This window comes from Desulfosporosinus sp. FKB (assembly GCF_002196705.1).
In the GTDB taxonomy this organism is placed as follows: domain Bacteria; phylum Bacillota; class Desulfitobacteriia; order Desulfitobacteriales; family Desulfitobacteriaceae; genus Desulfosporosinus.
The window spans coordinates 24954-38933 of sequence record NZ_NADJ01000010.1 but is presented as its reverse complement, the minus strand read 5'-3'; the positions used below and the strand labels follow the sequence as shown (position 1 = coordinate 38933).

The following is a 13980-nucleotide window of genomic DNA, read 5'->3' as shown; positions in this document are numbered from 1 at the left end:
TAGTCACGAAGCTTAGACTGTGGATTATTTATATTAGGTGAAGGGGGAAGTAGTCCATGATAAGAAAATACGGAAACGAACCCTTTGAAGCTGCGGTCATACATGGAGGTCCGGGAGCTTTTGGTTCTGTAGCATGTATTGCCAAGGAATTATCAAAAACATTTGGAGTTATTGAGCCAATACAGAGTAAATATACTATCTCTGAATTATTAACAGAGCTTTGCGAACAGATTAACGCTTATACAAAAAATCCGATAACATTAATCGGACATTCTTGGGGCGCATGGCTTATTGTATTATTTGCAAAAGATTATCCTGATATGGTCAAACAACTTGTTTTAGTTGGTAGTGGCCCATTCAAAAAAGAATATGTCAAAAGGATTATGGAACGCCGATTAAAAAATCTGTCCGAAAAAGAGGGCAAGTTATTTATTAAAGCGCTAGAACAACTCAATGATAAAACGTTTATTGAAAAGGATAAAGCATTAAGTGTTTTAGGCCAATTAGCAAAAAAAGCAGATAATTATAATATAATCGACCAAGAGGATACAGAAGACTGCTTTGATACAGACGGAGAAATGTATGCTTCACTATGGACGCAAGCTGATGAATTGAGGAGCAGTGGTGAATTGTTTAACTCTCTAAAAGGGCTTAAATGTCCTGTCATTGTTATTCAAGGTGAATTTGATTCGCATCCTGTAGAAGGTGTCGTTAAGCCTTTGAGGGAACAAAAAGTTACTTTTGAAACTCATATTTTACCCAAATGCGGGCACTCACCATTTAATGAAAAATTTGCCAAAGAACAATTTTATAAAATTTTATGTAACACTATTCAGCGTAAATTATGAGCATACTGGGCAGTTGATTTGATATTATAAGCTGCACATTATCCATATTTTCATAGAGCTAATAATGAAAAGTTAAGCCAACTAAAGTAATATAGTGATATAAGGTAATTTAAGAAAGATAAGGAAACTATAGCAAACTGTCTATAATCAGATGAGAAGGGTGCAACAAAATGCCGGATAATCGTTTTACTAGATATAAAGTTGAAGCATGGGATATTCTTCAACATCTATTTAAAGTGAAAAATATTAATGACCATACTCTGCATTTTGTTGCAACGTTTTCAGGAAAGCTGGATTTAGACCGCTTTAGGCAGGCAGTTAACTTATCAGCAGATGCCTTTCCGCTGATAAGAAGCAGGTTTAATGAAACTGAAGGTCAGCCTTACTGGGAAGATAAAGGCTATACAACAGAAGATATGCTGGAATTTTCAGAAACCCATAATATGGATGAAAGTGTTGCCCAATTTATCAATAAAGAAGTGAATGCATTTAATGGTCCACAACTGAGACTGAAAGTGATTCGAAACGATAAAAATGATACTCTCTGTGTTTCAATGAATCATATGTTGTGCGATGCTGCTGGATTTAAAAATTATCTTTATATGTTGAGTGATATTTATTTAAATATGTTGGAAAAACCAAATTGCCAATCGGCGGCAATGGGTAATAGAAAGATCAGGCAATTACTTAGGGCATTTTCAATTCGCGACAAGATAAAAATAATGTTTAGTAAAAATGATATGTCTACGCACGATCCGGCCAAGTTCAAATTTGAAGGGGATCTTAACAATCCTTTTATTGAGATGCGGACGATTTCGCAGGAGGTTTTTTGTCTTCTTAAGACCTACGCTAAAGAACATGATGCCACTGTGAACGATGTCATTCTTACGGCTTACATGCGTGTCCTTTATCAACTATTTGGCCGTACTATCATCATACCCTGTGCGGTGGACCTGAGAAAATATCTTCCAAAACGCAGGGTAGACGGTATCTGCAATCTGGTCACCAATCTTAACTGTAATATAGGTTTAGAGATTGGCGCGGCATTTGAGCAAACCCTCAATAAAGTAAAACAAGCAATGGATAGGGAAAAATCAGACATTGCCTGCGTTAAAAGTCTCGTTATATTGGAAAAGGTTTTTGATTTTCTTCCTTATAAATTGGCAAGAAGCATTGTTGAAAAGAGCTTTTCCAATCCTCAGATTGCATTCACAAATATCGGAATACTTGATAAAAAGCAACTTGATTTTGGAAAAGTTGAAATTACTGAAGCTTATATGACAGGTTCAATTAAATATAATCCCTATTTTCAACTAGCTCTTTCAACATTTGATGATCGGGCAACACTTAGTGTTAATTTATACGGATCACAATCTGACAGAAATAAAATATCGATCTTTTTGGATCAACTTGTTCAAGTATTACAAAATGTTATGTGATTCGATTCTTCATTGAGATATTCCAATCCAGCTTCGTATTAAGGCTGAAACATGGGGGCTTTATATAAGCCTTATCTTTTTATACTACAGATCATCAAATATACGGAAGCAAATATACGGAAGGAGTGGGCTCCTATCAAATCGAAGATACCTGAATGGAAGGTTTACTTTGATGGCAACTTTTGGGGACATCATGACCGTGAATTACGAATGGAAAATATGTTGTCTGGTCTGATAGATGGTTTAAACTTGGTAAAAGCTGATTCCTGTGCAGTATAACATGATGGCAATAAAATTGAGGATTGATCTGAAATACTTTATGAATTTGTACTTTCTGCTTGCCCTTTATAAATAATGCATAGATTTATCTGTGGGCTTGATCAGAACCTTGTCTAGGATAGTTTCAATATACCCCTGAGTACAGGGCTTGCATACAACTTGTAAAGGATTGACCTGAATGAATTGAGCATGATCATCCGCTGACGTCACAAATATTATGTTGCACGCTGATGTGGATTTGGATTGCCGTATTTGTCTGGCGGTTTCAAGACCAGTCAGCTTTTTCATCTTGTTATCAAGAAATAGGAGGTCAAAAACCAAGCCCTGCTTTTGAATTCCTTCGAGAAGTTCTTCGCCGCTGCTGAATTCGTAAATATTAAATAAAACGTTCCTTTCTTCTTTATACTGATTAATCAGTGCCTCTAGTAAGCGGCGACACAAGGTTCTGTCATCGCAAATGCCGATCGTAAACAAAACATCTCCTCCAACATCAAGCGTTGTTGAGTAATTTTAGGACAAATAGTCCAAAATGTCAATAGGACTAAATGTCCTAAGATATAATTGCCTAGGTGATAATTATGCAATTAAGAATACGTGATGTTAGAGAAGATCATGACTTGACTCAACAGCAAGTTGCACAATACCTTCTCTGCGATCAATCATTATATTCCAAATATGAGCGCGGGGAGCGTGATGTTCCACTGAACATCATGATTAAACTCGCCCAGTTTTATGTAACCAGCATTGATTATTTGGTCGGGCTTACAGAAGAAAAGAAACCTTACCGCTGAGTGATGAAGCTTTTGTAGATGGTCGCTCTGAGATAATAGAATCTCCGTTAAGGTCTTTTCAGACAGGCAAGTCGCAAATTCGAAAGTGCATTCAAATTTGCGACTTGCCGTTTGATTTTGCCTTCGAAGTGGTTTCTAAAAAGGCATAAGAGCAAAATGTTATCTAAAGTGGTAACATGTTTCAGAGGAAATACTGCGCAAGCTTTTTTCCTTTAATACGTAAATGTCAAATACTAGATGTTGTTTTTACAGTGTCTACATTAGAATAATCACTAAGATTCGCTGTTGATTGCTGTCAGAATACTATATGGTTATAGTAAAAGACGCGGGTAATGAGACAATTCTTATAGTCTTTTAAATGCTTCCTTATAAACTCCCGCAGGACAATCAGATTACACCGGTTACATTATTGAGTCTTGAAATTAATAAGGAATATAAAGAAGATAAGAAATCTGTTATGGATATCCCGTGCAGTGACGCTGAAGGAGTCCAAGTAAGTATCGAAATTTGGCTAGCAAATAAACATGATATGGAACGACGGACCAAAGTACGTGCAGAATATTAAGCTATTAAGACTACTTGTAGAAATTACATATGGCATTAAATTGTTGTTCGTTTATGCGATGCTTAAATAAGTACTCGCATTTTTTATTCACTTTTTTGTCTGCCTGCTATGATATGCTGTTAATGTAAGCAATTAGTTGAGGAGGAATGATTTGGAAGAAGCAGCAATATCACAAGCCAGAAAATTCGCTCATTTATCTCATTAAGGGGTTAAAAGAATGGAACAAAAACTGCAAAACTATTCCTAAAGACTTAATCACAGGATATTCTATCTTGATTCGGCTTGCGTTAGAAAACGGGGTTGCCCCACCCGGAAATATCTATGATCTTCTTGTATTCCTTCAAAAGCCATTGAATGAATGGGGAATAAATTCCTATTTAGATATTTTCGATCCGGATTGCTCGCTGTTAACAAAATACTCAGGATTAACAGAGGAAGCGGAAGATTTTTTGGAAGATCATAGATCAGTTGAAGAGTCGGAGCAAAAAGTTATGCGCCAAATCCTCATATATTGTCGTGAAAAAATGTCCGCAGGTACAGAGGAGATACAGAAAAAATACGATGGGTTCTATCGGACCATACGCGGATTTATTTCAATGCCCAAAAATGCAATACTTCCCTCCGAAGAGGTATATGATTTCGCCTCTTCATTTGAGGACCAGGAGTTATTTAACCTTATCATGATGTTGTATGAAGAAGTTCCTCATCCGTATGATCAATTTGCCATTTGCCCCTACTGTGGCTGGACTATGAAGCGTGTTCATGGAAATTATCGTTGTACCCATCGAACCTGTTATAACAAGCCTGAATTAAGTAAGATAGCGCGGAGTAATATTTCTTGACCCATATGCTATGAATTTAAATTGGGATTCTTTGACTTCAATAGCAAAAACAAAAGCATTTGATGTATGGTATCTCTTTCCATTATCTGCTGTGAACAGAGTATTGCCAAGACATGGAAATATACCAGAATCCCATAGAGTTAAACTTAATCAAGTATTAGGGACAACAATGTGGGAACAAGAAATAGATAAAGAATCGTCTCAGATGACATTATTCGGTGATGTTGACATAGAAAGGGCCACAATCGAACAAATCAAAGCATTTATAATTAGACGCCTAAAGGAAGTGAGAGCGTTTATCTAAAAAGAAAGAGAGGCATAGGGATACGCCAATAGGCAATAAGAGGTCTTGATATAGTAGTTCCTATACCTAATACAAAGATACTAGTGTAAAATATTCATATAAGATTCAAAAAACATATAGTTTATCAGATTAGAAAAGATTTAGCCAATTTGCAGTAGTATATCTGAATTTAAATGTGAGGTAGTGTGTAGTGTTATGAAGCTTAGGGAAATAAAAATGCATGATCCTGCAATATTACAAACCAACCTTACAGTACAAGAAGCGGCAGCCATATTGTTACAAAAAAATGTGGACTGCGCACCGGTAATCGATGAAAAAGGCAATATTGAAGGTCTTTTAACAACTAGGCACATCTTAAATTTAGTAAGCCAAAAAGGCAATTTATCTACTTCGATAACTGATATAATGAGCAATCGGGTTGTAATTGGGCATCCAGATGATAAGATTGAAGATTATCTAAATCCCTCTTTAGAATATTTATTGGTTGTGGATGAAAAGAAAATCATGGGTATAATCACTCATAAGGATCTTGGCAACAAATTTTTTAGGTCTTATACGAAAATCTTCTGTGAACTTGAAGCAATTATTAATTCCATTCACAATTTAATAATAGCCGTGGATCGAAACGGCTTTGTTGAAGTTACAAACGACGCATTTCAAAGATTTCTGGGTATGACGGCTGAAGAGTTAAAGAGAATTCATGTTAAAAATATTGCTCCCGAAAGCGGTTTAGAAGAGGTAGTTAAATCGGGCAAAGCGGAACTTGCCCAAAAGATTATGGTTTTCAATCGTTGGTTTTTAACGAATCGTTTCCCCATTAAAAAAGATGGTAAGATAATAGGGGCGGTTGCGGTTCTGCAGGATATTACAGAATTGGATAACATAGCTGAAGAATTAGAACACTATAAAAGCCTAAATAATGAGCTGGATATGATTATAAACTCTTCCTTTGATGGAATTCTAGTTGCTGATGGCAATGGAATAGTGCTTCGAACAAATGAAGCCTTCGAGAAAGTTACTGGCGTTAAGAGAGAGGACATACTCGGACGAAGCATGATTGATTTTGAGAAAGAAGGGTTGGTCTCGGAATCTGCAGTTAAGCTTGCGCTGGAGAGGAAAGAATCCGTTACCATATCCCACCAAACCAATAAAAGTGGCAGACTTCATCTAACAACAGCTAATTTATGCTTTGGCGATCATGGGAATGTTTATCGAGTAGTATGTAATGTCCGGGATATAACCGAATTAAATGACTTGCGACGGAGAATTGAAGAAATTAAGGGCCTAAGTCAACACTATGAGAGTGAGTTGCGCGCATTACGCTTGCAGTATAGCGGTTCTGATAAAATTATCTTTAAATCAGAAAAGATGAAGAGTCTTCTTGGTATGGTGGTAAAACTTGCACATTACGATTCTACTATTCTGATCACAGGGGAGACTGGTACGGGGAAAGAACTAATTGCTGAGACTATCCATAATAACAGCAGCCGCTGTAATGAGCCCTATATTAAAGTGAATTGTGGCGCTATACCAGAGAACCTGTTGGAATCGGAATTATTTGGTTATGACTACGGAGCGTTTACCGGTGCTAAAAAACAGGGAAAGGCAGGCCAGTTTCAATTGGCTAATGGAGGGACTATTTTCCTTGATGAAATAGGAGATTTGCCTTTTAATATGCAGGTCAAACTCCTGCGCGTCATACAGAATAAGGAAATTACTCGTGTTGGCAGTGAAAAATCTATTCCCATAGATGTTCGCTTTATTGCAGGGACCAATCGCAACCTTTTGGACTTAGTGGGAAAAAAGGAATTTCGAGAAGATTTGTATTATCGCCTAAATGTAGTGCCAATACATGTTCCTCCCTTAAGGGAAAGGAAGGAAGATATACCGATTCTGATAAATCATTTCATCAACTTATTTAATAAAAAGTACGACCAAAATAAAAAAATGTCCTCGGAAGTAATAGATAGATTAATAGATTATGACTGGCTGGGAAATGTTCGAGAATTAGAGAACCTGATTGAGAGACTGATGGTGACTAGTACTGGATATTTAATTAATAGGAAAGATTTACCTTCTTATTTTAACCAAACTTCAGTAAAACCATCAGGTGTCCTTGTTTCAGGAATTGTTCCGTTGCAGGCTGCCATAGAAAGTTTAGAGAAACAGCTTCTACAGAAAGCGTATAGCGAAAATCTTACAACCAGGCAGATGGCAAAATTGCTTCAAGTTGATCATTCTACCATTGTTAAAAAAGCTGCAAAGTATGGAATATCAAAACAGAATTTAAATAAATAATCTGAAAAGATAGAAAATTGGTGATGGTTTTCACCAATTGGTTCTAAATGGAACCGTGAGTGAGATGGGCTGTCTGTAAGTAATTTGGTCGTTAATTTATTAAGAAAGAAAACTATAATGGTGATTTTCGGCACCATGAGGAAGGAATGGCTCTTGTCATTTCTTCCTCATTTTTTATTGAGACAAGCTGATATGGGGAGAAAATTATTTAAAAATTACAATATTTAGAGTTGGCATATTTGTTGCATAAATACTTAATTAACCTAATTATATTTGGGTTCCGATTGATTTCATGAACTACGGTAAGCAGCTGAGTGTGGAAGCTTGGGACTAGTCTGCTATGGAAGGAGGCTAAATTCAACATCGTGTTTACAAAGTATGAAACAAAGGAGGTTATCAAATTGAAATTTACGAAAGCTTACATTCCTTATGGAGGATACTTTTCTTCACCATTTGTTCGTTGGAACGGTTCGTTAAAAGGTGATAATTCCGTTATTTTAGGGGCTTCGACCGCCAGGCGCTGGTTTGTCGAAAAACAGATTGACCCCAATGGATTAGATTTTCTCTATTATGGTATAACGACAGCTCAGCCTTTGTCTTTTTATGGACATGCCTATTCAGCTGCAGTTATTCTTGATCGTCAGGGCAAAGACATACCGGCTTTGCAAATAAATCAAGTATGCGCGACCTCATGTACGACGTTGGGGTTGGCAGCCAAGGATATCGAGACTGACTCACATGGAGAAGTTTTTGCTCTTTCGGTTGACCGCACTTCAAGCACCCCCTTATTAGTTTGCCCTGATCCTCTCACCGGTGCGGTGTCTACAGAAAACATTGTTCTGGATAATTTTGAACGTGATCCATCACCAGGTGCTGGATTGGCAATGTTCCAAACAGCCGAAGCAGTCGCTAAAGAAGCAGGCATAACTAGAGAAGAATGTGATGAAATAGCAGTTTTAAGATATGAACAATACCTGGATGCACTGGCCAATGACCGAGCCTTTCAGAAACGTTATATGTTTCCCCTGGAAGCTCACCTTAACAAGAAAAAAATTCAAATAATTGCTGAAGACGAGGGAGTAACGCCCAGCACCAAAGAGGGGCTGGCCAAGCTTAAACCGGTAACGCCTAATGGGGTACTTACTTTCGGCAGTCAAACTCATCCCGCCGACGGAAACTGCGGCACGATTGTAACAACTAAAGAAAGGGCCCAAGAAATAAGTAAAGATCCGAATATAACGGTGCAGATCCTATCCTATGCAATAACGAGGGTAGGAGCAGGTCGTATGGCAGCTGCTCCGGTCCCTGCTTTGGAAGTAGCCTTAAACGATGCTGGACTCAAAGCAGCTGACCTATCTCAGATTAAGACTCATAACCCATTTGTGGTCAATGATGTTAACCTATCTAAGAAACTTGGGGTAAACCAGAAAATTGTTAATAACTATGGATCTTCCATGATTTATGGACATCCTCAGGGACCAACCGCAGGCAGAGCGGTTATAGAACTTATTGAAGCTCTAGCTGTTCAGGGGGGCGGTTATGGCGCATTTACCGGATGTGCTGCAGGTGATATAGGGGCTTCGCTGGTAGTGAAAGTGAACTAAATATAGCTTAGGCAGCTCCAGGCGAGTTGATGCGAAATACGTTGTGGGGAGGATTATAAAAATGGCCAAATGGGAGACTATGGAGAGAATTCCAGCACCGGCCTTTATTCCAAAGTTTGGCGCACTGTCGGGGATGCGTGTTTTAATGACTGGAACAATAGTCGCTGCACCGTTTGCTGCGACGTTATTGGCAGAGAATGGAGCAGAAGTTATTCATGTAGAACGTCCCGGTGGAGATCCTTACCGCCTCCAATCACCGGTGGTTACGCTGAAAGAGGATAAAATCGCAGTTGCTGACTCGGAAGTACCTTTAGATAAAAAAATAAGCACAGGCTGGATTCAAGAGGGGAGAAACAAGCTAAGCTTAACGTTTAATTGGGACTTGAGAGTTTCAGAGGCGAAAGAAGCATTCCTTGCTTTGATTAAGCAAGTTGATGTCTATTTGGAGAATATTGTTTGGACCGAAAAGTTAGGAATAAACGATGAAGAATTGCTTAAAGTCAATCCATCGCTGGTTATTTGCCATATAAGCGGCTTTGGACGTAAGGAATTTGGTGAAGCCGAAGGCTGGAGCACACGGCGTTCTTATGATCCCATTGGCCAGTTGGAAGGCGGTTGGATGAATTTAAACGGATTCCCCGATGGACCGCCGATCTACGGTTCTGTCTTTATCAATGATTATATAACCGCCTATCAGGCAACTTATGGAATTTTAATGGCCTATATCAGTGCAAAAGCAACTGGCAAAGGTCAGGTTATTGACGTCGCTCAAATCGAAGCTATGAGTAAAGGGCTGAATGACACCTTCGTAAATTACTTCTTATTGGGAATGATCAGAGGGCGGCGCGGCAATGCAACCGGCATATTCCAGCCTGGAGACTTGTATAAGGCAAAAGACAATTATCTCTATATCGGCAGCTATGGAGAACCTGCCTACAATAAATTTGTTCAAGCGATTGATACTGATACCAAGAGATTTCCTTACCATGTCTGCGCTGCCACCCGGGAAGCAGTTGAGTCTCCTAAGGGACAGGAATTTAAAAAATATATCGAGGATTGGGTAGGTGCGCGAACAGCCGAAGAAGGATTCCAGCATTTACGTAAGTTCAATGTGGCCTGTGCTATTCCAAGGACTGTACAGGATCTTGCAAATAGCGCACACTACCAAGCTCGAGGCAATTTTGTCAATTATGTTGATGAAACTTTGGGTAAAGAAGTAACTGGCTTTGGGTTTGCTCCTAAAATGGGCGGTACTCCGCAGAAGATCTGGAGGGGAGGCCCTAGTATAGGACAAGATAGTGACGTCATCTTAAAATCTTTGGCCGGTCTTAACGATAGTGAACTTGCAGTTTTAAAAGAAAAGGGCATCGTGGTTTAACGTTATAAAACGTTAAACATTGAAAATGGAGCAACGGCTTAAATAAGGAGGTAATTAAAAATGACTATAAAGAAAATTGGAGTATTAGGTGCAGGAGCAATGGGAGGGGGAATAGCCCATCTGGCCGCTCAAAAGGGATTTGAAGTGGTCTTGTGTGATGTAGACATGAAATTTGTTGAAGCTGGGGTTGCCAAAATGACAAAACTCATGGACAAAAGTATTACGAAAGGAAAAATCACAGCTGAAGATAAAGAGACCATATTAGCCAGGATTACTAAAACTACGAATCTGGAGGACTTTGCTGAGGTTGATTTCTTTATTGAAGCAATCATTGAAGACCTAGATATCAAAAAAACAGCCCTGGCCAAAGTAGACAAGGTTCTGAGACCAGAAGTCATTATGGGATCAAATACATCATCGATGTCGATTACTGCTCTGGCGTCTTCCACCAGCCGTCCTGACAAATTCCTGGGAACACATTTCTTTAATCCGGCTCAGGTAATGCGCCTTTGTGAACTTATCCGGGGAGCCATGACTAGTGATGAAACGATGCAAACAGCAGCTGATCTCGCGTCGGCTTTAGGCAAAACCTCAGTTGAAGTCAAGAAAGACACACCTGGTTTTATCGTAAATCGGTGTATGATGCCCCAGTTCCTGGAGGCTATTCGTTTAGTGGATGAAGGCGTTGCGACACCCCAAGACATTGATACCGCAGTGAAAATGGGTCTGAATTATCCCATGGGTCCCTTCGAACTCATGGATTTGACGGGAATTGATATTGCAGCCTTTGTTACGGACTATTTCTACGCTGAAACAGGGAGAGAACTATGGAAAGCTCCCCATGCTTTGAAGAGTATGATAAGAGCCGGTCGTCTGGGAGACAAAACCGGCGCTGGCTGGTATACGGATAGAGTAAAGAAATAATCTGGTCGTAATGGCTGGAGAAACTCACCATTTGAAAGGGGAAAGATCCATGACTTATGAGACCATTCTGCTTGCTAAGGAAAATGGAGTAGCTGCCATCACTTTGAACCGCCCGCCCATGAATCCTTTAAATAGTCAACTTTTCAAGGAACTAGGTCATGCTGTGGACGAAATTGCGGAAGACGATTCTATAAAAGTCCTTATTATCACCGGATCGGGCTCCAAGGCCTTTGCGGCTGGTGCTGATGTTTCAGAAATGGCCTATCTGAGTCCGGTGGAAGTCTATAACTTTAATATGGGCTCCAGAAAGACTTTTGATAAAATTGAGAACCTGGGAAAACCGGTCATAGCTGCAATTGCAGGGGTAACCTTTGGCGGTGGATGTGAGCTGGCACTGGCTTGCGACTTCCGTTTTGCGGCTGAAAACGTAAAGATCGCTTTTCCCGAGACGGGTTTGGGGATCATACCGGGCGGCGGCGGTACCGTACGTCTTCCGAGGCTAATCGGCGTTAGTAGGGCTAAGGAACTGATTTATGGAGGCGAGATGATTGATGCGGCGACTGCAGAAAAACTCGGCATTGTTACTAAAGTAGTCGCTGTGGATGCTTTAATGGACGAGGCACAGAACTATGCCGCCAAATTGGCCGCAAGACCTTCTGTCGCTATGAAGATGGCCAAGGAATCCATCCAAGCAGGGGTTAATCTGGATAGCAGCTCGGCCTTAAATTATGAAAATCAGTGCTTCATCACTGCATTTGCTAGTGAAGATGCCAAAGAAGGCCTGGGAGCATTTTTGGAAAAACGCAAGCCAAACTATACGGGCAAATAGAAAGTTCAAGGAAAATGAGGTGGAGATTTATGTCGGAGCTGCCTAAAGGAGGAAGCTATCTCCTAGGCCCAACAGACCCTAACGATATTTTCACTCCTGAGGATTTTGCTGAAGAGCATAAAATGATTTTTCGAACCGCCCTAGGATTCGTTAAAGATAGAATTCTGACAACTATCGAAGATATGGAAGCAAAAAAGGAAGGTTTAAACAAGCAGCTGCTTTTGGAAGCGGGTGGGTTAGGGTTGCTGGGAATCGATATTCCTGAAGAGTACGGCGGATTTGAGATGGATAAAATCAGTACCAGCGTTGTAGCCGAGTGTATGGGTTGGTCTGGCGGTTTTGCCATGACTCATGGAGCTCAAACGGGCATTGGCAGTCTGCCAATTGTCTTCTTTGGCACTCAGGAACAAAAGATGAAGTATCTGCCAGGCATTGCAGCCGGTGAAACGGTCTCGGCCTATGCCTTGACCGAGCCTGGCGCAGGATCAGATGCCCTGGCGGCCAAGACTTGGGCTGTATTAAGTCCTGATGGCAAACATTATATCCTGAACGGCACGAAACAGTTCATCACCAACGCACCCATTGCCGACTTATTCATGGTTTTTGCCAAGATTGACCGGGAAAAATTCACTTGTTTTATTGTCGAAAGGGATTCGGAAGGCCTGTCAACGGGACCTGAAGAACACAAGATGGGCATTAAGAGTTCAAATACCAGCAGCCTGATATTGGAGGACGTAAAGGTTCCGGTTGAAAATGTACTCTATGAAATCGGGAAAGGGCATGTCATTGCGTTTAATATCCTCAACATGGGCCGTTATAAAACGGCTGCTAATGTGGTGGGTAATAATAAATATGCCCTGGAACTTTCCGCCACTTACGCCAATGATCGCCGGCAGTTTAACAAACCTATTGCCGAAATGGGAATGATTAAAGAAAAATTGGCGGAAATGAACATTAGAACTTATGTCGTGGAAAGCATGGTTTATCGTACCGGGGGTCTGTTGAGCAATATCCTTCATAGCTTGGATCTTTCTGGTCCGAACGGGGGGCAGGTTGCGGCCAAAGGCATCGAAGAGTATGCCATGGAATGTTCTATAAATAAGGTTCTAGCTACTGAAATTCAAGGCTTTGTGATGGATGAAGGGGTCCAAATCCACGGAGGATACGGTTTTACTTCAGAATATCCGATTGAAAGGCTTTACCGGGACTGTCGTATTTACCGCATTTTCGAGGGCACCAATGAAGTTAACCGAACTGTGACCATAAATACCTTGGTTCGTCGGGGCCTGAAAGGCGATATTCTCTTACAGCCTGCCATAGAAAAGGTTAAGGAGCTTGTTGCCAGTGGAGTTTTAATTCGGAAAGACGAAGAGCAGATGATTCAGGCTGCCAAGGATATTCTGCTATTTACCCTGGGAGCGGGTATTGAAAAATATGAGGCAGGAATACTGAAGCACCAAGAAATTATTGGCCGCTTAGCTGATATCGCCATGTATACGTTTGCCATGGAAAGCGCCTGGCTGCGAGCCCAAAAAGCTATAGCTGCGGATGGTGAAGCCGGCGCCAGACTAAAACGGATTATGGCCACAGTCTATATTTATTCCAACATAGAGATGTTGGTTAAGTCTGCAAAAGAAGTATTGTCAGCATTGACTGATGGTCAAGAACTAGCAAACGATCTGGATAATCTTTCGAAGTTACACCGCTATATTCCTCGGAATATTATAGCGCTGAGACAAGAGATTGCTTCGGCTGTTTCGGAAGCGGGTAAGTATGTAGTTTAATAGGGGATTGAAGCGATGTCTTATCTAAACTTGGCTGGATAAAGGTGGATTGCTCGCAACAACTGGCATATCTTGGGGGATTGAGTGGTACTGCC

General features: G+C 40.3%; 11 protein-coding genes. 10 read left to right on the top strand and 1 reads right to left on the bottom strand.

The window, feature by feature from the left end; all coding sequences use genetic code 11:
- Nucleotides 1–56 precede the first annotated feature (56 nt).
- On the top strand, nt 57–848 hold the full coding sequence (locus B5Y67_RS01870; protein WP_088224888.1) for an alpha/beta hydrolase: 792 nt from the start codon (nt 57–59) through the stop codon (nt 846–848).
- A 170-nt stretch (nt 849–1018) separates the two neighbouring features.
- Nucleotides 1019–2287, top strand: a complete 1269-nt coding sequence (locus tag B5Y67_RS01865; RefSeq protein WP_088224887.1) for a condensation domain-containing protein — start codon at nt 1019–1021, stop codon at nt 2285–2287.
- A gap of 345 nt (nt 2288–2632) precedes the next feature.
- On the opposite strand, the gene B5Y67_RS01855 is transcribed toward B5Y67_RS01865, so the two are convergent.
- A complete protein-coding gene (locus tag B5Y67_RS01855; protein WP_088224885.1) occupies nt 2633–3040 on the bottom strand; it encodes a response regulator in 408 nt (135 codons plus the stop codon).
- Between the two features lie 104 nt (nt 3041–3144).
- Between B5Y67_RS01855 and B5Y67_RS01850 the strand changes: the two genes are divergently transcribed.
- From B5Y67_RS01850 to B5Y67_RS01805, 8 genes are all read left to right on the top strand, one after another.
- Nucleotides 3145–3357 carry a helix-turn-helix transcriptional regulator gene (locus B5Y67_RS01850; RefSeq protein WP_088224884.1) on the top strand — a complete coding sequence of 71 codons (213 nt, stop codon included), beginning with the start codon at nt 3145–3147 and terminating at the stop codon, nt 3355–3357.
- Between the two features lie 711 nt (nt 3358–4068).
- On the top strand, nt 4069–4764 hold the full coding sequence (locus tag B5Y67_RS01840; protein WP_088224882.1) for a hypothetical protein: 696 nt from the start codon (nt 4069–4071) through the stop codon (nt 4762–4764).
- A 499-nt stretch (nt 4765–5263) separates the two neighbouring features.
- Complete coding sequence (locus B5Y67_RS01830) at nt 5264–7366, top strand: sigma-54-dependent Fis family transcriptional regulator (protein ID WP_088224880.1); 2103 nt, start codon at nt 5264–5266, stop codon at nt 7364–7366.
- Between the two features lie 401 nt (nt 7367–7767).
- Complete coding sequence (locus B5Y67_RS01825; protein ID WP_088224925.1) at nt 7768–8970, top strand: thiolase family protein; 1203 nt, start codon at nt 7768–7770, stop codon at nt 8968–8970.
- 61 nt (nt 8971–9031) lie between these two features.
- Nucleotides 9032–10348: a CoA transferase gene (locus B5Y67_RS01820; RefSeq protein WP_088224879.1), complete on the top strand. Its 1317-nt coding sequence runs from the start codon at nt 9032–9034 to the stop codon at nt 10346–10348.
- Nucleotides 10349–10408: 60 nt separating this feature from the next.
- A complete protein-coding gene (locus tag B5Y67_RS01815; protein WP_088224878.1) occupies nt 10409–11272 on the top strand; it encodes a 3-hydroxyacyl-CoA dehydrogenase family protein in 864 nt (287 codons plus the stop codon).
- 49 nt (nt 11273–11321) lie between these two features.
- A complete protein-coding gene (locus tag B5Y67_RS01810; protein WP_088224877.1) occupies nt 11322–12101 on the top strand; it encodes an enoyl-CoA hydratase-related protein in 780 nt (259 codons plus the stop codon).
- A 29-nt stretch (nt 12102–12130) separates the two neighbouring features.
- Complete coding sequence (locus tag B5Y67_RS01805) at nt 12131–13885, top strand: acyl-CoA dehydrogenase family protein (protein ID WP_088224876.1); 1755 nt, start codon at nt 12131–12133, stop codon at nt 13883–13885.
- Nucleotides 13886–13980 lie beyond the last annotated feature (95 nt).